This is a genomic window from Bartonella sp. MF74HXZ (assembly GCF_042194445.1).
Classification (GTDB): domain Bacteria; phylum Pseudomonadota; class Alphaproteobacteria; order Rhizobiales; family Rhizobiaceae; genus Bartonella; species Bartonella grahamii.
In genome coordinates this window covers 21,991-45,034 of record NZ_JBHIMW010000006.1, presented here as the reverse complement: position 1 = coordinate 45,034, position 23,044 = coordinate 21,991, and the positions used below count along the sequence as shown (strand labels likewise).

Here is a 23,044-nt window from a genome sequence, read left to right as displayed (position 1 = left end):
CACATTCTTGCAGATTATTATGTTTGTTTTCAATCATACTTAAGTCTCTATAGCATTTATCAAAAAGAAAGTCTCTTAAGTCTTGTATTTTTCATAAAAAATAAACACACATGAAGAAAAGATAATTTATCAATGAGAATATAATTACTTTACAAGATATTAATATCTTTTATGTTCATATTCCTCTTCTGCATTTGATAATCATAACTGACTTACCCATTTCATCTTCATAAAACGAAAATATCTCTTTCTTTCTATTATTATGCAATTTTTTAGACATATTAGCTGAAACTATCGTAGCATTTATATCTTATATCTAAAAGGAACGTGCAAAATTGTTTCAAGCATACTGGATTGTATAGACGCGCTTTTTAATAACCAGTATACCTATAAACTGGTTTATCATCATAAACTCTTATTTTATAATCAAAGACGCTCTGTCTTATAAACTTAAATGTTTTCATAAAATCAGAGTAAACTTGAATATTCTCTTTCAATACAATCTCTCCATCAGCACCATAATTGGCTTCATTAAAGTTTATCTCTCTCGTCATTCCAATCTTCCTAACACATTTCCAAGCCCTTTAATGCAAAATATAAATACAATCACTCTTTATCATCTTCAGATTTAAGCATTTTTTGATATTTCTTTTCATTTTTTTCATATTGTTTAATTTGTTTTTTCAGTTTTTCAATTGCTTGGTCACGTCTTTTAATCACCATACTTTGCTCTCTAATAGCTCTATCTCGTTCTTCAGTCATCTTCATAGAATCTCTTAAAAACTCATGCTTTATTCTTCTAGATTCCTCTTTTAAAACTTTCACTTGACTGCGATAATATAAAGAAAACCGAAATATAACCCCACTGCACAACAAAACAACAACCATTGCTCCCAATAAAATTTCGTTTACACTCATTTGGATCTCCCTTAATTGTCGCTCAAGTGATCATCTTGACCAATTTGTTTCATCCTCAATCAAAAAAAGAATGCAATAAACCGCATGTTCCAAGTGTGAACAATCACTCTCGGCATTCTTATTTTCTCCATTAAAGCCATTGATAAATGACGCAAAAAAAATCTCTGAAAGCGGCTAAATCTACACGCTTACACCAAATTATTTGCGACACATTTATTGACACAAAAAACAAAAAATAAGGAACGTCAAATAAAACTAACGACGCAACGCAATCGTACAAGCCTTGCCCAAATCGTTCCTATCTTCCTTTTTACGCCATGGGGAATGCGGCTATATATGAAAGTTCTTCATTATTACAAAAATCATCAGTGTCACAAAGCACAGCATTTCTGTAAAATTTTGCCTTCCCAAAAATCTTTACATCACAATAAATTAAAGCATCACTATAAACTCGAGCCTTTCTATAATCACGAGTATCACCATAAAATTCAATACATTGAGCATTCAAAACTTGATCAAAAAAGACCCCATTAGCGTAAACATATGCATCTCCACTCATATTCAAATAACTATAAAGTTCTTATCTTTCATAAACATGCAAACTCTTAGGAACGACTACACAACCATATGTTAATACATTGTTATAAATAACAATATCATTGTAAACACAGACTTCATTATAAACTTCAGCTGCCTTAAAACACACTCACCCCCGTAAGGGCATTGATCGAATGTATACCCCCTACCAAACAACCACCTATGTGACTCAGATTACCTTCCTGTTTAATAAAATATCCAAGATCACTTCTTTGATATTTCCCAAATTTTTTAACGCATATATACGATATACCATCTGATAGTGATCTAATTTATTACAATAAAGCAGAAATCAGTATTCTTTGCCTATGAATTTACATTTTTTCTACAGCCATTATCCTATCTCTTAAGGCTCTAAAGCTTCGTTATACTCACACACCGCCTCAACGCAGAATTTTTTTTACAAATTCTGATGTTGGGGTATATCTTGATTTATAATGCTGCTACGTATACTATCACAGTGAAATCTCATAAACATACGAGTGTGTATCGCCATTTCTGGTATACACGTTTATTTTTTCACAACCGTGGAACCAAGCAACCATTTTTTATTGATTCGAATCTGAAAGTGTATGGGGACATTTTGTTATTAGTTAAAAACAACTCTATATGCTTCATTAGCGAAGAGCTACACATGGATATTTTCACGCTCCTTGTATCATATATTCTGGATTCGCAACGCAATATTAACGCTATAGCGTAAATATGTAAAGGTCTAAAAATGACAAAGACTGAAAAAGATTGGTTCCAACGCTTAGTTGAATTGATTAAAAGTGACGGACGAACAATGATTGAAATAAGCAGAGCTGCAGGCTGTGGACAAAATTACGTCCAACAAATGATAAATGGAGGAAAGAGGCCTTCAGTAGATAAACTCATGGCTATTTTGAACACACTGGGAAATGCTAGTGCCATATATGTAATAACTGGTTTCAACATCTCCGATGAAGACTTAAAACTCATAACTTTGATTTCGTCTGGAGATAAAAAGAAGATTGAAGCCTTAAATGTTCTGTTGAATGAGCAGAATCTGTAGAATTTTCTACTCTATCTAATATCGCTTGCTTTTGAGACGTCGACAAAGACTCCCATTTCACAATAATATCAGATAAAGTTGTTTCAAATTTTTTATCATTCTTCATAGTCATACTCCATGTAGTCAAACTATATAACGCTAAAGCGTTTAAATATATCTCATACCTTAGAAAAAAATATTTGCAATAGGCAGTATGGAAGCAATTGTGTACAAACTTATTTTACAAAATCAGATGAAGTTCTATTAGTCATGTACCATGGTGAAACAGAAAGCATCACACGATCCAGATCTTCTTATGAAAATTGGTATGATCTATCAAAAATGCGAATAATGTTACGCATATCTTGTGATTCGGACCAATAACAAACTAATGTGAAAATATCCCTGAAGACACTCCTGAACTCTATATAAGAGAACACGAAAAAGCTTTTTTGAAAAAAAATATATCACAATTTTATTCTACATAGCACCATCTATGTTTTTTAAACAATATTGCAAAGCAAGAATATAACAATGTTATAGGAATAAATTCTTATAAACAGAGCCACACTACCTAAAACTCTGTAACACGTTTATAGGTAACCTCCCCTCTAAACGCACCTTGTAAATACTAATATAAGTCTCTACCATAAGCAAAAATGATACTATTAAAAAATAAAACGAATCACCACGCATACTCTTTGCACGTAAATTGTATTGCAGATTTACAACAAGAGAGAAATTCCTTTATGTAAATGAAGAATTATATTTTCAAAGTATGATTTTGAAGAAAAGTATACTTTTCCAAAAAAATTACCCTCTCTGCCAATAATTTTTCATAAGAGAGAAAACTCATAACAAAAATAAAACTCTCTACACAATCAATACGAGAAAAATGTTAGTAATACAAAAAAGTGCTAGGTTTAGCGAAATATTGCCAATCCCTTATGAGAGTAAAATCAAAAAAGACTTCTGCTCTTCAATAATAATTCGGATTACATGAAAACTCTATAATTTGAGCCGCAAGCGAAAAAGACAGAAAACGGCATTTTAACGAATTTTCCAATATAATAGAAAACATTTCTTACAGAATAATAAAATGCTTATTACAATAAAATCTGGATGATGCAAAGCGATAGAAACAATCACTCAATTGACTTTTCAAAGAACAATTGATGAAATCCTTTTCAGAAAACACGCCACCGTCAATATTTCTCAAAAATCAAATAGAACTCCTCTTGGAAAAAAGAAAATATCAACAAATGTTATCATCGTTGACCCCATGAATACATACGATCGCCTATGGATCACATTCTCTTATATACAACCTTTTATCACGATAATGCTATTCGAACGTCTAAAAGACATTAACATCACCCAGAAAAAAGCAAATTTACCCTAAATGTTTTTTGAGCTATTTGTTCTAAACAGGTACAATCTTTAAAATTGGTTTTATTGGGATCTGTTTATTTACAGAACAAGCATAAATAAACTTATCCAATGAAGCTTTTAGCCTTCTATTTTATGAAGAACATCATACAGAAAAAGTACAAAACAGTATATGAATTAAGAAAGTAAATAGCGCCACATATCAGTTAATCCAAATGCTACAATGTTTCAAATGAGAGCACTTCTTTAATGAGACTAAAAAATTTAATGAGACTAAAAAACATACCATCACTTTATATTAAAGCGACTGATAGAAAAAAACAGCAACAAACAATGACAAAGGATTTTAGAACGAACAGGAAAATAAATAAAAAACGAAAAAGGTAGAATCCCAAAATTTTTATATAAGCGATCCATTTTTCTATTGGCCATTTCCCTATTGGTGGGCCCGGAGGGACTCGAACCCCCAACCAAGCGGTTATGAGCCGCTGGCTCTAACCAATTGAGCTACAGGCCCCATATATAGGTTGTTTCTCTCTAAACTAAAATGCCCTATGATACAAGAGCTGACAAAGATTATAACCCATCTTTTTCTCTTTTCTATTGGTTTTTTTTTCAGTGCCCTAATTTCTTTACAAGAACTCTTAAAAATGAGAGAATAGTTAACTGACAAATATAAAGGTATAGATATGATAGAAAAGAAAATTCAACCACTGAAGGGTTCTCTGGTTAAAGCAGTTATATTAGCATTTACACTCTTAGCTACATCGTTGACTGTACGTGCTTATGCTGAAGAAAATAAAATGAAAAATGCAACGATTACAGTGACTGCAATCGGAGAAAGTCAAGCTGCACCGGATATGGCAATTATTAATCTAGCCGTTGTTACCTATGACAAAACTGCCCAAAAGGCATTAGCTTCCAATAATCAATCCATCAATGATATTATACAAGCTTTTAAAAACAATGGCATCCAAGCAAATGATTTACAAACATCAGGTTTATCCATTTATCAGTCGACTTCTGATAAACACCACGAAAAAAAGAATAATGAAAAACTCTATCATGTTTCAAATTCTTTAACCGTGCGCATTCGTGATCTTGCCAATGCTGGTAAAATCTTTGATCAAGCGATGACTCTAGGTGTTAATTCAGTTAACGGCATTACTTTTACCAACGCAGATACAAAGCCGTTTTATCAAGAAGCACGAAAAAAAGCCATTACTGAAGCCATTGAAAAAGCGCAAACGATAGCGCAAGCAGCCGATTTAAAATTAGGAAAAATTATTGAAATCAATGAAAGGGATGATTACTACCACCCAACACCACGTCTCATGAGTAGAGCAGCAGATGCAAGCTACGCAAATACAAATTTTGCAGGTGGTGAATTAAATTATAATGTGAGCGTCACTGTCGTCTTTGCGATCGATTAAATCACCAACTGTTGTATAAAAAATCACATTACTGGCCTTTACATAGAAGACCAGTAATGTGATGAAGATAATCTTCCTCAGATAATAATTCGTCTTCGTAAACCTCTATCTGTCCGCGTGCAGAAATATGCGCTGTATGTACCGTCTGGCAATCTCCTGATACCAATGGATGCCACCAATGAAGATCTTTTCCCTCATAAATTAATCTATAAGCACAACTTTCTGGAAGCCAACGCGCTGTTTTAACTGTTGTAATGTCTAGCGATATACAATCTGGTACAATTGATTTACGATGAGCATAATCTCGACACCTACAAGTTTCCCCATCTAAAAGACGACAAGCAATACTGGTTGCATAAAGGTCACCCGTATCATCGTCCTCAACTTTATGGAGACAACAACGGCCACAGCCATCACAAAGGCTCTCCCACTCAGAAATGGAAATCTCTTCTAATTTTTTTACTTTCCAAAAGGGAAGTTCTCCACTCATAAACTCAGACACACCTTTTTTAATTAAGACGATCTATAAAAAATGAAACGTTTAATTTCTATAATTTCATCTATTTCTGTCTCTTAAAAAGATTCAACTCAATGTATACTTTAAACCGTTTTCTTAAAATCTATCTGAATAAAAAGAGAATATTCAAAAAATAGCGCATATAAATGAATATCACCTATTGAAACATCCCTCTATAAACTGACAAAGAATAAAATGCGTCACCTAAAATGATAGAAAAATTCCGCAACGAATACACATTTCTCATCAAAAAGTCCGTATGTTGCAATATAAGTTTATTCTTAATAAATCCTATTTCTTAAAAAACGAGCCGCTACACACAAGATAATGTTTTTCGTTCATTTTTTCAAATGACTACCACACCAGTATTTGCCCTACATCTGTTATTTTCAGAAAGAGAAATACAAAATTCAAAAGCTAAGAAAAAAATTAAACATCGTAAACTTTCTGGATTATTCAAATTCTTCCCATATTTTCTCAAAAAAGCATCCAAGTACAATGTGACACACCTCCCCTTCATTAAGAAGAAAGAGAGATTTATTAAAATACACACGAATTTCTTTATTTAAGAATCGAGAAAACTACGCAATTTTCGTGAACGGCTAGGATGTTTTAATTTACGAAGTGCCTTTGCTTCAATCTGACGAATACGCTCTCTTGTAACTGAAAATTGTTGTCCTACTTCTTCCAACGTATGATCTGTATTCATCCCTATTCCAAAACGCATCCGCAAAACACGTTCTTCCCGCGGTGTTAATGAAGCAAGAACGCGTGTTGTCGTATCTCGCAGATTAGCTTGGATAGCTGCATCAATTGGTAATAACGCATTCCTATCCTCAATAAAATCACCTAAATGGGAATCATCTTCATCACCAACAGGCGTTTCGAGTGAAATGGGTTCTTTTGCAATTTTCAGAACTTTTCGTACTTTTTCCAACGGCATAGAAAGCTTGCTAGATAATTCTTCTGGTGTTGGTTCTCGTCCAATTTCATGGAGAATCTGACGCGATGTACGAACGATTTTATTAATTGTTTCAATCATATGAACAGGGATACGAATAGTACGCGCCTGATCAGCAATTGAACGTGTAATAGCCTGACGAATCCACCATGTTGCATAAGTTGAAAACTTGTAGCCGCGCCGATATTCAAACTTATCCACAGCCTTCATCAAACCGATATTGCCCTCTTGAATAAGATCAAGAAACTGCAAACCACGATTAGTGTATTTTTTTGCAATTGAAATGACAAGACGCAAATTAGATTCTACCATCTCTTTTTTCGCAATTGTTGATTCGCGTTCACCTTTCTGCACCTGCATAACAATCCGACGAAATTCACCAATCGAAATAGCCGTTTCTTGCGCAAGATTTTGTATCTCACTTCGCAGTTTTTGGATTTCTTTTGCTTCCCGCATCGAAAATTCTTTCCAACCAGGTGTAGGCAAAGCAGCAATATAATTCATCCAATCTGCGTCCAATTCACGCCCTTGGTATTCTTTTAAAAAATCCTCGTGGCCAATGCCATAACTGTTGGCAATCCGTTTTAGCTTACCTTCATTATGAATCAATCTCTTATTGATGTCATAAAGCTGTTCAACCAAAGCTTCGATACGATTTTGGTTTAAAGAAAGAGATTTTACTGCTTGAATCAACTCACCCTTTAATTGAATATATTTCTTCTTCTGAGAAGATGTAAGGGCCCCCTCTTTACGCTCTGCCAAACTGCTTTCAACATGCTGATCTTGTAATTTTCGTAATTTCACATAGGTTTGAGCGATAAAATCCAATGTTTCCATAACTTGAGGACAAAGTTCATTTTCCATTGCAGCAAGCGATAAGTTAACATCGTCATCGTCTTCTTCATCATCGTCTTCAATGTTTCTCTCTCCTGCGCTCTCCCCCATATTACGTATACCAGAAGACATTTTTTCTTCTTCTGTCTTATTCACTTCACTTCGCTCAATAACAGGAGCCTGCTTTGCTTCTGGACCAGCATAAGTCGTTTCAAGATCAATAATTTCACGAAGAAGAATACGCTGTTCTTTTAACTCGTCACGCCATATAATAAGAGCCTGAAAAGTTAAAGGACTCTCACAAAGTCCCGCAATCATTGTCTCACGCCCTGCTTCAATACGCTTAGCAATGGCAATTTCACCTTCCCGTGAAAGAAGCTCAACAGCTCCCATTTCACGCAAATACATACGCACCGGATCATCCGTACGATCTGTTACTTCGCGTTTATTCGTTGTCGTTGCAATTGCGTGGCTAGAGGCCTCTACTAAATCACCACCCTCTACTGTAACTTCTTCTTCATAATTTTCAGACTCAACCTCATCCTCATCATCCACAACATTAACCCCCATCTCAGAGAACATCGCCAAGATATCTTCAATTTGTTCGGATGTAACCTCGTCAGAAGGAAGAACAGCATTGAGTTCATCCATTGTTACGTAGCCATTTTTTTTGGCAAGTTTAATCATTTTCTTGATGGCATCATCAGAAAAATCAAGAAGAGGACCATCCAAACTTGCTTGGCTTGTTACTTCTGCATTATCTTTCTGTTTAACCTTTGTTGCCATACCATAACTCCACTCGACCACTTCACAGTTTCCATGTAACCATAGTTTCCATGTGACCAGTTTTTTTTGCTCTCACTAAAATCTACCAATAGTTTCTCATATATACTTCCTTTTAAGAGATTACTATTGGAAAGAATACATTTTGTATACGCCTTAACATCCAGACAAGCTTGACATCCAGACAAAAACGCGGGAAAACTCCAGAAGTTTCCCCGACACCTCTCAGCCCTTCTGAGATAATCTCTGTACCCTATCGTAAGAACCAATTTCCCGCTTTTCCTAAAATTTACCCGCTTTTCCTAAAATTTAATTGCCATCTTTATGAAAATGTCACTCCCATAAACTTCCTCATCTAAAATTTAAGTGACTGATTCGCATTAAAAAAGCGAATCATTTTATCGTATCTTGTGTATTCCCGTCTATTTTTTCATCCAACCAACTTCCAAACCCTTCAATTAACGCTTCTGTTGCCTGCATCTGCTCCAGCTCATTTTTTACCTCACGAAGCAGATCAAAAACCTCACTCTTAGGATTTTCTACAAGTTGCTCTTTAATATCCTGTAATCTCTTATGTAGGTGGTGTTCTTGAAGATGCAAGTAGACAGCTTGTTTTAATATCGCACGTGCATCCTCTATAGAAGCTCTACCAAAAATAATACGCATACCAATATTTTGCACAAGATGTTTCATACGCTCTAACAGAGCCTTTTGCCCTCTTTTTTCTAAGAGCGCAACCATCGTCTCCTTATCATGAAGCTGTTGATTCCCAAGAATTTCCAACATAGCTTGATGAAAGCACATCAATTGAGTATTTTTTAATTCTAACTCAGAAAGAATTTCAAAATTTTCATACCACAACTCAGGGTAGTAAGCTAAAGTGAGTAAAATCACTGCTTCTCGCAAAGGAATAGATTGCGAAGAATTTCGTACTATTTCAGAATTTGCTAACAGAGAAAAGGATTGATCTTTAAAGATCCTATTTGATGAAGATTGATCATATCGCCCTTCTCCCTTTTTTTTCGAAAAAGAGGGACGAAAAAAATCAAAAAGGCGTTTTTTTACATCTTGCAAATAATAACGACGGACATCTTCATCCTTAATCGTAAAAATTTGTTGTTTTAGTTGTTTTTCTAGCGCTGCTCGTGTCTCTGGAGTTTCAAAATGCTTTCCATAGGTAGCTCGCCACCATAAAAGCTCACTCAAAGGAATTGCTTTTTGCAAAAAAGAAGAAAAAAGTTGTGCTCCACCAGCACAAACAATTTCATCAGGATCTTTTCCTTGTGGCAACAAAACAAAGCGTACACAAACCCCAGCCTTTAAAAGAGGCAACACACGATCAGCAACACGAAAAGCAGCGTTTAAACCAGCATCATCACCATCAAAACACAAAATGGGCTCCTTCCCCATCTGCCATAAAAGCTCAATTTGCGCTTCCGTTAATGCTGTCCCTAAGGGCGCTACAACTCCTTCAAAACCAGCTTTAGTCAATGCAATGACATCCATATACCCCTCAACAACAAGGAGTGAATGATTTTTTTCATCGCCAACAAAGCGACTGTTTTTGCGAGCTGCTACCGCGTTATAAAGTATATTTCCTTTATGAAACAGCACTGTTTCAGGGCTATTGAGATATTTTGCTCGTGTCTCTTTCTCTAATGCACGCCCTCCGAAAGCCACCACACGTCCGCGCAAATCTTCGATAGGAAACATAATGCGATTTCTAAATCGGTCATAAGAATCCGCACTCCCCTCACGCACTGTGAGAAGTCCACATTCTTCCATTTGCTTTATTGAAATGCCCCGTGCACTCAAAGCTTCTTTCAAAGCTGTACGCCTTACCGGTGCAAAACCAATGCGGAAACGCTCTACGAGCTCTGGTGTCACACCACGTGCATCCAGATAACGACGTGCTTGCACACCTCCTTTATCGCGTAAATTATATTGAAAAAAATCTGTAGCAATTTTCATCACATCATAAAGTTCAGCTTTTTCCAGTTGACGTTTATGACTTTGTGAATCCAAAATAGGGAGTTTCATTCCCGCAAAATCAGCCAAACGCTCTACACTTTCTGAAAAGTGCAATCCATCAAGCTCACACAAAAAGGTAAAAATATCTCCACTGACACCACAACCAAAACAATAATAGCGCCCTTTATGATCATCACAATGAAAACTTGGCGTTTTTTCACCATGAAATGGACAACAACACCAAAAGTCTCCCCGTGAAGGCTTACTTTTTCGAGGATCAAAATCCACCCGTTGACCAATCACTGTTGAAATTGGGAGTCTAGTACGCAGTTCATTAAGGAAATCGGGCGGAAAACGCATTATCTCTCACAGAGTTTGAAAATTCTTTTTTGCATATTTAACGACTTTAGAGCATAATTCCAATACTTCCTCTTAAGTAGTTGTAAAATTTTAAACTCTTAACTGCATATAATTTTAGAAATGGAGAGTGGAAAAGTGATCGAATTTATTGTTCAATATCCGTGGTTAGAGGCTATTTCTTGGCTTATTATTCTTACTATATTTGCCCTTTTAGTCAACTTTCTAGGACGAAAATTACTTATTCACGGAGCAAAAAAACTCTCTTCTTTTCTCCCCAAAAATACAACGATCGATATTAATAATGCTATTCAATACATAGCGAATATCATTTCAGCCTTTATTATTTCAGTTGGAGTTAATTTTATACCAACATTGCCCAATGCATTCAGTACTGTCATCGGTAATGTTGCTAACGCCTTCATTATCTTTTTTGTTGTTCTGACAATTTCTGCCTGTCTCAATGTCATTAACATCCTCTACGAACAACAACCAACAGCACGGTTAAAACCAATAAAAGGTTATATTCAAATTGCTAAAATTGCACTTTTTGCTGTTGCGACAGTTTTAATGGTCGCTACATTGATTGACCGCTCCCCTCTTATTCTCTTCTCCAGTCTTGGTGCAATGGCCGCGGTTCTCATGTTAATTTTTCAAGATACGCTTCTTTCTCTCGTTGCCGGTATTCAAATTTCATCCACTGACATGGTTCGCGTTGGTGATTGGATTGAAATTCCCAATCTCGGTGCCGATGGTGATGTTATTGAAATTGCCCTGCATACTGTTAAAGTTCAAAATTTCGACAACACCATCACCTCAGTTCCTATCCGTAAACTTGTGACCGACCCTTTTAAAAATTGGCGTGGAATGCAAGAATCGGGTGGAAGACGCATCAAACGCTCCCTTTTTATTGATCAATCAAGTATCCATTTTCTCACAGAAGAAGAACAAAAATATCTTTCCCGATTTAATTTATTAGAAAATTATTTCACGCAAAAAGTAGCAGAAATTGACCAATGGAACGCTCAATTAGATAAAAATCATGATGTCTTAGCCAATACGCGCCGTTTAACCAACATTGGAACTTTTCGTGCTTATGTTTTTGCTTATCTACAACAACATATAAACATCAACCCTAATATGACCTTTATGGCACGGCAATTACCTCCTACAGAAAATGGTTTACCATTGGAAATTTATTGCTTTACGAACACCACCGTTTGGATAGACTACGAACAAATTCAAGGTGATATTTTTGATCACCTTTATTCCATTCTTCCCTGTTTTGGTCTAAAGGTTTTTCAAAATCCAAGCGGTTATGATTTTAATCAAGTATTAAAAGCAAAAGCGAAATAAAAACGATAAACTTTAATTTATCAATTTTGAGGCAAACATACTCATAACAACAGAGAAAGAATAAAGTATCATGAATGGTTCATTGGTACTCCTTCATCTTGCCGGCGCTATTTCTTTACTTCTCTGGGCCACACGCATGGTGCGCACAGGAATTGAACGCGCCTATGGTGACAAACTTAAATATAAAATGTGCCACGTCATTTCAAAACCATTGTTTGCGGTAAGTTTTGGGCTTTTTACAGCAATGATTTTACAAAGCTCTACAGCAATAACGCTCCTTGTTGGTTCTTTCGTTGAATCTGGTTTTGTCTCTGGAGTAGCGGGACTTATGGCTGTACGCGGAGGAGAATTAGGATCAGCAATCGTTGTTAAAATTCTCACCTATGATCTCACACTTGTTGTACCCCTTTGTCTTTTAATTGGCACTTGTATCTTCATGACAACAGAAAAACGTGAGTGGCGTCAAATAGGACGTATTGTCATCGGTATTGGTCTGTTAATTTTATCTTTAGAGATGATAAGTACAGCGACAGAACCTTTACGTGAAAGCGAAATTTTGCCTAGCATCATTCGTTATCTTTCAACCGATCCTGTTTCCACTTTTTTGTTGGCTGCTGGCTTAACCTACCTCTTACATTCATCTATTGCAGGAATCATTTTGCTGGTCAATTTTGCCAACTACGATCTTATCCATACGCAACTCTGTGTTGTCATGGTTCTTGGTGTCAACTTTGGCTCTTCTCTTATAGCACCACTTTTAACGCGCAACGCCTCTCCTAATACCCGCCTCGTTCCCTTAGGAAATTTACTCATGCGTGGGGCCGGTTCAATCCTTGTACTTATCTTATTTCTCTCCTTTCGCCCTCCCATCACATGGCTTGGCAATAACGCCCCTACTCAAGTGATCAACGCCCACATTATTTTTAATGTTTTCATTCTCCTTGCTGGAATACCGCTTTCAAAATGGGTTTTAAAATTAACCACTCAAATTGTTCATATAAGTGCAAAAAAAACGCAAGCCGACAAAACGCTCAATTTATCGGATCAAACAGCTCTTGATGACAGTGTGCTTGAACGCCCCTCTCTCGCTCTCTCAAATGTCATGCGTGAAGTCATTCATATTTGTGATCTTGTAGACATCATGCTAGAAAAAATCATGGGACTTTATGAAAATCCTGATCCCAATATTATTCGTGAACTTAACCAACTCAACACCATATTGGACAAAAAACATATCGCCATCAAACTTTATCTTGCACGATTAGCGGGACAAAAATTATCTGACGAAGAAGCTCTTCAAACGCAAGAACTTCTAGGCGCCTGTATAAAATTAGACCAAGCAGGCGATATCATTATTCATAATATGCTGATGCTGGTTAAAAAGAAACAACAAAAAGGTTTACAGTTCAGCAGTGAGGGCTGGAATGATCTCCTTCGTTTCCACGCCATTGTACTAGCCAACGCGCATATAGCATTTAACGTTCTCGTCTCACGTGATACACACACTGCACACCTATTGGTACAAAAAAAGGATCAACTACGAAACTTAGAAAAGGAGATGAGTTTAAAACATTTTAAACGTTTGCGTGAAGGGGATCTCAAAAATATAGAATCATCCAGTCTTCATCTCGACACTGTCCGCGACCTCAAACAAATCAACTCTCTTTTGACCTCAATGATCTACCCCATTTTAGAAGAACAGGGACTTCTTCAAAGTTCTCGCCTACGCAACCCTGCTGAAGAACAAACAGAAAAACCTTAAACTTTTAAATAACTTGAATAAGAAATACATCATATCGATTACTCGATTTTGAATATGGTCAAGATATTGATTTAATTAAAATATTTTATTATTTGACAATTTAAATGAGCTTTCTGCATCGTAACTTTCTTTCATTTAAAATCTATTCATGATGAATTACTCAAAGTCATTTGCTTGCACATTATAAACAAAGCAGCATGTAGAATAGAACTCTTGAAGAAAGACGTAAAAATGCCTAATCATCTCAAAACCAAGACTGTTAAACACATAAAGAGAAAGTCAAGAGTATAATAGTTCCAACCTAAACTCGCCTTGTAAAAAGGAATTGCCCCACAGTAGCAGCAAAAACAGAAATACTCTAATAAGGGATGCAAAACTCCACAAAAATGCAACATTTATATCAAGATTGGTAGAGGCTCAACCTATACAGCCATTCTATAACGTGTCAACAAAACAGTTTTAATTTCATTTCAAACATCATTGATATCAATTAGCAAGCTCCAAACTTTTAAATATCCATTTTACTTATTGCTTTAATCACAATTGTTTTTTTAAACTTAAGAGAGAGCTTAAAAAAGCTTATAAATAAACTTTATGACTTCTTAAAGCATTTTCACTAATACTTTCTTCTTTTATTCATATTTTCTCAAATAATTAATTTATTTATAAATTAAAATGTGTTATATATTTACGCTTGTTAAGTATTATTATGATATAAATGTGAATATTATTTTAATATAAAGGAAAATAATAAGTAAAATTTCTAACAGAAATATCCTTTCCACTGGATAAAAAAGGAATAAATCTTGATTTTTATAAAGTTTACTCTAGTTACAATTTAAGTTCAGGCAAAGGAGGGTATCATGGAAGATGCAAACATCGGTTGGATTGCAGCTATTATTATCGGCGGGATCGCAGGTTGGGCTGCACAGTATATTATGAAAAGCCAAACAGGAATATTGTTAAATATTATCTTAGGGATTATTGGCGCTGCGCTAGCAAGCTTTCTTTTTAGTCTTTTAGGTGTAAGTTTTGCTGGTTGGCTTGGCTATCTTATTTCAGGTTTTATAGGAGCCTGTATTCTTATATGGATAGGACAAAAAATTCGATCATAGAGTATTTATTTTTTTACACCTTTTTAGGGATTCAATAAAAAACTGGGAAACAACTAGAAAAGTTTGAAATATTTCCCTGTAACTCGTTGTTACCAGTTTTGATATGATGGTGAGATGCTTAAGCTGCAATTTTGGGCATACACCATCACCGTATTTTAAAACGATTTTAAAACGAAATGCAGTAAAAACCTTTATAACGCACCATTTCATACCTATATAAACTTACGCATATCAGGAGAGATATGTTGCGTTATTTTAACGAAATACGAACTTATTTTTGTACCGTGTGCGCAAATCTAGCTCATCTCACTGCAAATCTAGCTCATCTCACTGTAATAACAATCCATAAGGTTACAAAAATCACTAACGATGATTAAAGATTCTACCGCACAGCACTTAAAGCCTATACACTTTATCAATAATACCTTTTTTACCGAAAAAATCGAAGAGCTCTTTTGCATTCTTAAGAAGTAAAGAGAGAAGGTAAGAAAAAATGATAAAGAAATTTTTTCTAATCTGTGAAATAAAAGAATATCTAAAGTAGATATACTATAAATACATATGAATATAACTTTATTATAAAATAACTACACATTCTGTAATATGAAGTAATTTATTACAATTTAAATAATATAATCTATTTTAAAGTTTTCAAAAATATATGTATTACTATAAAATTACTTATTATAAAGAATACGATCTTCTTTACATCTCAATTCAAAAGGTTTGAATACCTCTTCACTTTCTAAAGTATAAAATAAAGTTTTGTTTCTCTTACAGTTTCCTCTTTATATCATCTTACATAGATGATTTTTTATATGCGTTACAAACAAATTTTAAAGCACAAAACATTTTTCCCATTGCTCTCATGAGATAAAGAAATTTCCGTAATGCATTGTGTGAAAGCGCCTTGGATAAAACATAATACCTTATTTTGCCTTTTTAATGAAAATGATCCTATGATAGGTATTTTCCGCATATCTTCTTTTAAAGACCTTTGATATCTTTCTGTTAAAATCTTGCTGCTTTTATACTCCTTGTATTACAATAGAGCTATTTATTTTAGTTCGCCCAACATAACATATGGAATAAGACTTTAAATGTGGAGTAAAATGATGTCTGATCTTGAAGATTCCATCTTACCACCTCTAAAGTGGCTCTCTGATCAAAATCCTCCAATACCAGAAAATATTCGCGATTGGCTCATGGAATCGGGCTCAATGACGCTTCGATTAAAGAAATATTGTACCTGCCTCCAAGTTCAACCACAACGCGAATGTTTTATTACGCGAGATCAATTAACAGACGAAGCAGAGCATCTCCCCGAAAGTGCGCGTTATTGGCTACGCGAAATCATATTGATGGGAGATAATAAACCTTGGCTCCTTGGACGCACTGTAATTCCACAAGAAACCCTCCTACACAATCAAGCCTTGATGCATTTGGGAACTGTACCTCTAGGACATTATTTATTTAACCATGACCAATTAACCCGCGATTACATTCATATTGGTCAACAAGGTGTGCTATGGGCACGCCGTTCCCGTTTACGGTTAACGGGTAAGCCATTGTTGCTAACTGAACTATTTTTAACAGATTCACCACTGTATCCCTACAAATAGAGATTACTCATTTTATTCTGCATAATTTATAGATTTTATATAGCTTATAAGGGATTTAATCAGAGAAAAGAATTTCAAAATCAGCTCAAAACACATTACAAACAAAGACTTATTTTAAAAATATCTTTTCATTTCATCAACTCAGCTTAAAAATGTCTTCTATAGAAAAAACATTTTAAAGTTCTGATTTTCTTATCATTAAAACCAGCGCTTGAATTAAGAAGATACACATCATATTGATAAATATCATCTACATTTAAATCTCTTACCGAATAATCACCACTCTAAAAAATACGGCAACTCTTTATTAAAAAAATGCTTTGAAACAGCAAAAAAGACAGCAACACACTCCCCAAAATTAGAAATCTGTATCAATTAGCTTAATCATCCTATTTTAAAATTTTTAACAGTGCAGACAATAGATTTTTTTTTAAGTAGAGACTCTATAATTTTTTTATTTTGTTAATGATCTAACAGCTTTGAAGAACAGAAAAATATAATACATAAAAGATGTTTTTATTGCCCTATGAGCTCCAAAAAAGATTCGTTTATTTTAAAAAAATATTTTTTGATAATAGTATATATGTACAAGATAAATGATATTTATCAAAATCCTACTGACTTACAAAGGCGAAGCACAATAAAAAATATTTCCCAATCCCCTTGAATTAATAAGATCTATTGCAATTTCTTACGAAGACTATTGCACACTTTAGAAAAATTCATTTGCCCCGCATACCGTTCCTTAAGCCATGCCATCACCTTACCGATATCGCGTAATTTTTCAGCTTTTGTTTGTGCTAAAGCTTCACAGAGAACCTGTTCTACTTCCATCTCCTTAAGTTGATAAGGAAGAAACTCACGAATAACTTCTATTTCTGCTTGTCCTCTCTCTGCCAATTCTAGGCAACCAGACTCTTTATAGACTCGCATCAATTCTTCACGCTGTTGAAGCATTTTAGTGAAAACAGACTGTATCTGCTGATCATCCACTTCTAACTTCCCTTGATCATAATAAAGGATATCACGATCCCTAACTGCAGCATTCATTAAACGAAGTGTAGCAAGACGCGCACTATCTTGCGCTTTCAAAGCAGCCCTAAGAGCCCCATCAATCTGGTTACGCAACATAAATTTATCCAATTTTGTTCAAGAAAAAAAGCCTTTTAACCAATCTTTATCCATCTTGCAATGGAGGATAAAAAAATAATTAAGGACTCGATCTTCGAAAAGCTAAAACAAGACTTTACCTCTTCATGGAATGTACTTATACTGCCTATTTCAAGCGAAACATTACCAGAATAATATACACAGCATCTGTTAAAGGTATGATTTTTGTGTAAAGTTGATCATTATACCTTTCAGAGAATAAATTGTGGATACATACTATGATACAAACGACTTCACCCAGCCACCCTTGGAGTATCAAAAAACCTACAGCCCTCTTAGTCTTAGCTGATGGAACCGTTATTGAAGGCAAAGGAGCAGGTGCTACAGGTATTGCTGAAGCTGAAGTGTGTTTTAACACCGCTATCACAGGCTATGAAGAAATCCTCACAGACCCGTCATACACACAACAAATCGTTAATTTTACTTTTCCTCATATAGGAAATGTAGGGGCAAATAGTGAAGATATTGAAGATCTCTCTCCTCTCAATTGTCATGGTGCTGTTGGCGCTATTTTCAAGGCAGACATTACACATCCCTCAAATTATCGTGCCAATGAAAATCTTCATCAATGGCTTAAAACGCGTAAAATTATTGCACTTTGTGGTATTGATACACGTGCGCTCACAATTCTTATTCGTGAAAAAGGTGCGCAAAATGCTGTCATTGCACATGATTCTAATGGAATTTTTGATATTCCTTCATTAAAGAAACGTGCGCAAAAATGGCACGGTCTCGTCAATCTTGACCTTACGAAAGACGTGACATCTCAATCATCAATGCAATGGGATGAAAAACCATGGAGCTGGAATAAAGGATACGGTACAAACAATGTGCACAATCTTCATATCATTGCAATTGACTACGGTATTAAACGTAATATTCTTCGCCTTATGGCAACACAAAAAGCACGCATTACTGTTGTACCTGCCCACACAACTGCAAAAGAAATTCTAGCAATGAACCCTGATGGCGTTTTTCTTTCTAATGGACCAGGGGACCCCGCAGCTACGGCTCAATATGCCGTTCCAACGATCAAAACATTAATTGATCATAATTTACCAATTTTTGGAATATGTCTTGGTCACCAACTTCTCGCTCTTACGGTTGGTGCAAAAACCATGAAAATGCACCAAGGACATCATGGTGCCAACCACCCAGTTAAAGACCTCAACACTGGAAAAGTTGAGATTGTATCGATGAATCACGGTTTCGCCGTAGATTCTGCCTCTTTACCACAACATGTTCAAGAAACACATATTTCTCTCTTTGATGGTTCAAACTGTGGTATTCGAATCATTGGAAAACCAGTTTTTTCTGTTCAATATCACCCCGAAGCTTCTCCTGGACCACAAGATAGCCACTACCTCTTTCAGCATTTCTGTGATCTCATTATGAATTATAAAAAAATATCTTAAAATAAAATATCTCACTTTCTAGCTTCTCTCCTTTAAATTATATCATCTTCCCATACACAACTATATTATTTGTATACCTACAACTTATTGAATAAGTGTTATTATTTATCATTTTGCAACTAAGATGAGAGCACTGAATAACTTGAATTTTTCTCATGACCTCTCCTCTTAGAATTGTATTCATCAAAATCATTGGCTTCCCCCTAAGCAAGATAAGTGTGTCGATAAAAACCATTTTTAAAAAGAGTAAAGCACCTAACCGTACCAAGAGCTCAGAGCTATCGGAACATTAGAAACTAGCAAAGTGAATGATTGGTGCTGCATCTTTTATATACGTAAAGTAAGTAGTGTACAGCAGATCTTATACCATTGACAGTGACTTTTACCTTATATTCTTTATTGGCACTATCATGAAATTGGCGCAAACACATTGAAAGCTATTCCTTCAAATAAGTATTAGATTCATAATACAATTTTAAGCATTCTATTTTGCATGAGAAGCATAATTCCTATTAAAGAATAAAAAACTAAAGTGTGAGACCATGTAACAAATCTCTACTTTTTAAAAGATATTACCGTAGATGGTTTTGAAAGCTGTAAAGCCGAATAAAAAAGTGATGGCAAAACAGGAAACGGTTTTTCAATTTTACAACTTTATATTCTTCCAAAATGAGTTTTTTCGATTCCAGAAGTGATGCAAACAAATATACGCAATATTTTACTTCCAACTTGCCATATAAAATTTGGAATTGTTCGCACAGTACTGATACATCTAACGCAGATACGTTTTAATCTTTGTTTTCAATATGCTGCTGCATTAGCACTGGATATTAATTTACACGCAATAGAAAAAATACGGACTCTACTATACAAACAATATCACAAAAAGCTTTTTACCTATAAAATGATGCATTTTGTTTATCTTGTGCATTCTCTAGCAAAATAGTACGTACCAGCTCCCCTCAACAAATTAACGTACCCGCAAGACAAAAATAACTGTCGCAACGACAAGAAGAAAAAAGCCTCCAACAAAAGGAGCACCAGAAAAATAAAACTGTGTATTTTTATCTGTAAAACATTCAAAAAGAAACACATAAAAAACAGAACCAAATATTAAACTTAACGAAACAACAGATGTCATCGCTCCTTGCAGTTCTCCTTGTACATTTGTTGGTACCTGCGCTGAAGCAATAGCACGTATAGGTGCATGAACAAGATATTCAAGCATTGTACACGCACAAACCATATAAACCATCCACCCCTGCGTTGCGAATGTATAGCCTAGCATAGCAACGGAAGCAAACAAAAGCCCCACTATAACAATATGCCAATCACTCCATCGTTTAGAAAAATAAGGCAAAATGAGAGCGACTACAATAAATTGGCCTATCCCAAAAACACTATAGGAGAGCCCAATAGAAAAAGAACTCCAATCATAGCGTTCTTTTGCAATGAAAGCCCAAATGCTTAACCATACAGATTCCGCAAACCAATAAAGAAAAAAGACCAATAACACCCAAAGAACCATCGGATATTGTTTCAGGTGCCAAAAAGCACCTAAGGGATTTGCCCGCTTAATATCAAAAAAGCGCCTATTCCATAGAGAAAGAGTTTCTGGAAGCATAAGCCAAGAAAAAATAAAATTAATGAGTGAAAAACCAGCAGCAAAATAAAACGGAATACGCGGACCAAACTGACCTAAAAAACCACCAATAAACGATCCTAAAATAAACCCCAATGCGGATGCAACGCCTAACAGACCAAAATTGCGTGTACGGGTTTTGTCATCGGATATATCCGCAAGATAAGCTGTACAAGTTGCAAAACTAGCACCACTCATCCCTGACAAAAGACGCCCGATAAATAACATAGAATAACTCCATGCTATAGCACATATGAGGTTATCAAGAGCAAAGCAGATAATAGAGAGAAGCAAAATAGGACGACGACCATAACGATCAGAGAGATTGCCAATAACAGGAGCAAACAAAAACTGCATCACTGAATAAGCTGCAAGTAATTTTCCTCTTTCTACAAAAGATGTACTGACATCTTTTCCAGTTAATTGAGAAAAATATTCAGGCAAAACAGGACAAATGATCGCAATGCCAAGAATATCTAACAATAAAGTGATGAACACTAAAACGAGCCCACGCTGAACAAAATTCGGATTGAGCATTTGGTCTTGCATAACATACACACTATTTTACGCATACAACTACTCCCCCGCTATCTTTTTACTCCCTTTTCCTTTTAAAAGTATTCTATACCATATACTTGTCATATATAAAATAATAACAAAGTAAAAATTTAAGTAAGAGTCAAGATAAAAATATAAAATTACGTTTTAATTAGTATATCTTTAATTGGTATATCATTGTCAAAGCATAAAAATATTTTTTTGCATTATACGAATAAAATATTTGTGCGACCAACTCATAAACAAAATTTCATGAAGCACAGAGCATTTCCAATAGTTTTAGAGACATTATGATAGATTTTATCAGACATCATTTCCCCTTCTCATACCACCATTTTCAGGAATCTCAATTCCATTTGATACGTTAGATATCCTATAGCAATTGAAACCTTTTAAAAGATAAGCTCTTAAAGAATTTTCTTACCCTCAGAATGTGCTATAAGGTTAAAGCAGCATCACCCAAATAGCTTAACAATGCAAAAAGCTCATCATATTTTTAAAAGTATTTATCTGACAATCGTTTTATTTAAAAAATAAGTATATTATAGAGAAATATTCTTTAATTCTATAATCTTAGAAACTATTCATATCGCTTGCAATTTTTGTAACCTTAAAAACCATGATTATATCTTTATATTCATTGATGCTCTTAATGATTATATGCTACTGTTAAATCTAATGATGATCGTGATACGCATTTAAAAAATAGCACTTTTAGAAATAGTTAGTCATGAATTGTTAATGCAAAAATGGTGTATAGAATGCGAAAAATATCTCTATTAGTTCTCATTTTAATATTGGTAACAGGATATGATGTTCAGGATTCTGATTCACAAGAGAGTATTTTAGGAAATAAAATAAAAACACAACAAACAAACAACGTAAAACTAGATCCTTATACTCTAAATAAACTAAATGCTCTTCTCAAAAAACGTTCAGAAACAAATTATCAGGAAAAAGGGGCACTAATTGACTTTCTTTCTGAAGCTTTTTTAGGGACACCTTACCAAGCAAATATGTTACATGGCTCAGAAAATACACCAGAAAAACTGATTATTGATTTTAGAGGCTTAGATTGCTTCACTTATCTGGATTATGTTGAAGCATTACGCAAATCAACATCCCAAACAGAATTCATAAATAACGTCATAAAAACGCGTTATATTAACGGTAATGTTCATTTTTTAAATCGCAAACATTTTTTTACAGACTGGGCTTATAGAGAATATAAACTCGCCACTGATATTACCGCTGAAATAAGTCCCCATGCGGTAAAAATAGAAAAATATCTCAACAAAAAAGCTGATGGTGGAAGCTATCTACCTGGGTTGCCAGTTGTGAAACGCACGATAACATATATTCCAAGCAACTTTATTAATGAGGAGGTTATAGGTCGTTTACAGTCTGGTGATTTTATTGGTATTTATACAAAACTTGCTGGATTGGATGTAACACACGTGGGCTTCTTTATCATGACAGATAAAGGTCCAATGTTAAGAAATGCTTCTTCACGAAAAGCAAACGAAAAAGTCGTTGATTCTCCTTTTATGGATTATGTTGCAAAAACACCAGGAATCATTGTTTTAAGAGCTCTTTAATAACATCATAGTGATATGAAATATCTTCTCT

16 protein-coding genes and 1 tRNA gene are annotated in these 23,044 nt (G+C 34.9%); 8 read left to right on the top strand and 9 right to left on the bottom strand.

Annotated elements, in window-relative coordinates; translation table 11 throughout:
- Positions 1 to 606 precede the first annotated feature (606 nt).
- Both ACFIJ8_RS06350 and ACFIJ8_RS06345 read right to left on the bottom strand, forming a co-directional pair.
- On the bottom strand, positions 607 to 918 hold the full coding sequence (locus tag ACFIJ8_RS06350) for a hypothetical protein (RefSeq protein ID WP_273788037.1): 312 nt from the start codon (positions 916 to 918) through the stop codon (positions 607 to 609).
- 310 nt (positions 919 to 1,228) lie between these two features.
- A complete protein-coding gene (locus tag ACFIJ8_RS06345) occupies positions 1,229 to 1,477 on the bottom strand; it encodes a hypothetical protein (protein WP_375639224.1) in 249 nt (82 codons plus the stop codon).
- 759 nt (positions 1,478 to 2,236) lie between these two features.
- Here ACFIJ8_RS06345 and ACFIJ8_RS06340 point away from each other — a divergent pair.
- Complete coding sequence (locus tag ACFIJ8_RS06340) at positions 2,237 to 2,551, top strand: helix-turn-helix domain-containing protein (RefSeq protein WP_007347852.1); 315 nt, start codon at positions 2,237 to 2,239, stop codon at positions 2,549 to 2,551.
- On the opposite strand, the gene ACFIJ8_RS06335 is transcribed toward ACFIJ8_RS06340, so the two are convergent.
- Positions 2,475 to 2,657: a hypothetical protein gene (locus ACFIJ8_RS06335; protein WP_015856659.1), complete on the bottom strand. Its 183-nt coding sequence runs from the start codon at positions 2,655 to 2,657 to the stop codon at positions 2,475 to 2,477. The two genes, ACFIJ8_RS06340 and ACFIJ8_RS06335, sit on opposite strands and share 77 nt — an antisense overlap.
- 1,702 nt (positions 2,658 to 4,359) lie before the next feature.
- Positions 4,360 to 4,436 (bottom strand) — tRNA-Ile (locus ACFIJ8_RS06330).
- 172 nt (positions 4,437 to 4,608) lie between these two features.
- Between ACFIJ8_RS06330 and ACFIJ8_RS06325 the strand changes: the two genes are divergently transcribed.
- The gene (locus ACFIJ8_RS06325; protein WP_273788035.1) at positions 4,609 to 5,352 is read left to right on the top strand and encodes an SIMPL domain-containing protein; all 744 of its coding nucleotides are present in this window, start codon (positions 4,609 to 4,611) and stop codon (positions 5,350 to 5,352) included.
- Between the two features lie 28 nt (positions 5,353 to 5,380).
- Here ACFIJ8_RS06325 and ACFIJ8_RS06320 read toward each other — a convergent pair whose 3' ends face one another.
- The 3 genes from ACFIJ8_RS06320 to dnaG all read right to left on the bottom strand — a co-directional run bounded on the left by ACFIJ8_RS06320 (position 5,381) and on the right by dnaG (position 10,778).
- Positions 5,381 to 5,842: a YcgN family cysteine cluster protein gene (locus ACFIJ8_RS06320; RefSeq protein WP_015856661.1), complete on the bottom strand. Its 462-nt coding sequence runs from the start codon at positions 5,840 to 5,842 to the stop codon at positions 5,381 to 5,383.
- 592 nt (positions 5,843 to 6,434) lie between these two features.
- Entirely contained in the window at positions 6,435 to 8,450 is a 2,016-nt protein-coding gene (gene rpoD, locus ACFIJ8_RS06315) for an RNA polymerase sigma factor RpoD (RefSeq protein ID WP_273788086.1), read from the bottom strand.
- 390 nt (positions 8,451 to 8,840) lie between these two features.
- Positions 8,841 to 10,778, bottom strand: a complete 1,938-nt coding sequence (gene dnaG, locus ACFIJ8_RS06310; RefSeq protein WP_375639223.1) for a DNA primase — start codon at positions 10,776 to 10,778, stop codon at positions 8,841 to 8,843.
- A gap of 135 nt (positions 10,779 to 10,913) precedes the next feature.
- Between dnaG and ACFIJ8_RS06305 the strand changes: the two genes are divergently transcribed.
- The 4 genes from ACFIJ8_RS06305 (at position 10,914) to ubiC (ending at position 16,630) form a co-directional block, all read left to right on the top strand.
- Positions 10,914 to 12,131, top strand: coding sequence for a mechanosensitive ion channel family protein (locus ACFIJ8_RS06305; protein WP_375639222.1), 1,218 nt, complete (start codon positions 10,914 to 10,916; stop codon positions 12,129 to 12,131).
- A gap of 70 nt (positions 12,132 to 12,201) precedes the next feature.
- Positions 12,202 to 13,893 (top strand): Na/Pi cotransporter family protein, encoded by a 1,692-nt coding sequence (locus tag ACFIJ8_RS06300; protein ID WP_273788032.1) that lies wholly within the window; start codon positions 12,202 to 12,204, stop codon positions 13,891 to 13,893.
- Between the two features lie 863 nt (positions 13,894 to 14,756).
- Complete coding sequence (locus ACFIJ8_RS06295) at positions 14,757 to 15,008, top strand: GlsB/YeaQ/YmgE family stress response membrane protein (RefSeq protein WP_015856666.1); 252 nt, start codon at positions 14,757 to 14,759, stop codon at positions 15,006 to 15,008.
- A 1,112-nt stretch (positions 15,009 to 16,120) separates the two neighbouring features.
- Positions 16,121 to 16,630: a chorismate lyase gene (gene ubiC, locus ACFIJ8_RS06290; protein WP_375629032.1), complete on the top strand. Its 510-nt coding sequence runs from the start codon at positions 16,121 to 16,123 to the stop codon at positions 16,628 to 16,630.
- A gap of 678 nt (positions 16,631 to 17,308) precedes the next feature.
- Here the strand turns inward: ubiC and ACFIJ8_RS06285 are convergent.
- A complete protein-coding gene (locus ACFIJ8_RS06285; RefSeq protein WP_015856668.1) occupies positions 17,309 to 17,761 on the bottom strand; it encodes a GatB/YqeY domain-containing protein in 453 nt (150 codons plus the stop codon).
- Positions 17,762 to 18,018: 257 nt separating this feature from the next.
- Here ACFIJ8_RS06285 and carA point away from each other — a divergent pair, with 257 nt between their 5' ends.
- Entirely contained in the window at positions 18,019 to 19,215 is a 1,197-nt protein-coding gene (gene carA, locus ACFIJ8_RS06280) for a glutamine-hydrolyzing carbamoyl-phosphate synthase small subunit (RefSeq protein WP_375639221.1), read from the top strand.
- Positions 19,216 to 20,185: 970 nt separating this feature from the next.
- Here carA and ACFIJ8_RS06275 read toward each other — a convergent pair.
- Positions 20,186 to 21,406: an MFS transporter gene (locus tag ACFIJ8_RS06275; RefSeq protein ID WP_375639220.1), complete on the bottom strand. Its 1,221-nt coding sequence runs from the start codon at positions 21,404 to 21,406 to the stop codon at positions 20,186 to 20,188.
- A 770-nt stretch (positions 21,407 to 22,176) separates the two neighbouring features.
- Here ACFIJ8_RS06275 and ACFIJ8_RS06270 point away from each other — a divergent pair.
- Entirely contained in the window at positions 22,177 to 23,013 is an 837-nt protein-coding gene (locus ACFIJ8_RS06270) for a DUF1460 domain-containing protein (RefSeq protein WP_273788028.1), read from the top strand.
- The last annotated feature ends 31 nt before the right edge of the window (positions 23,014 to 23,044 follow it).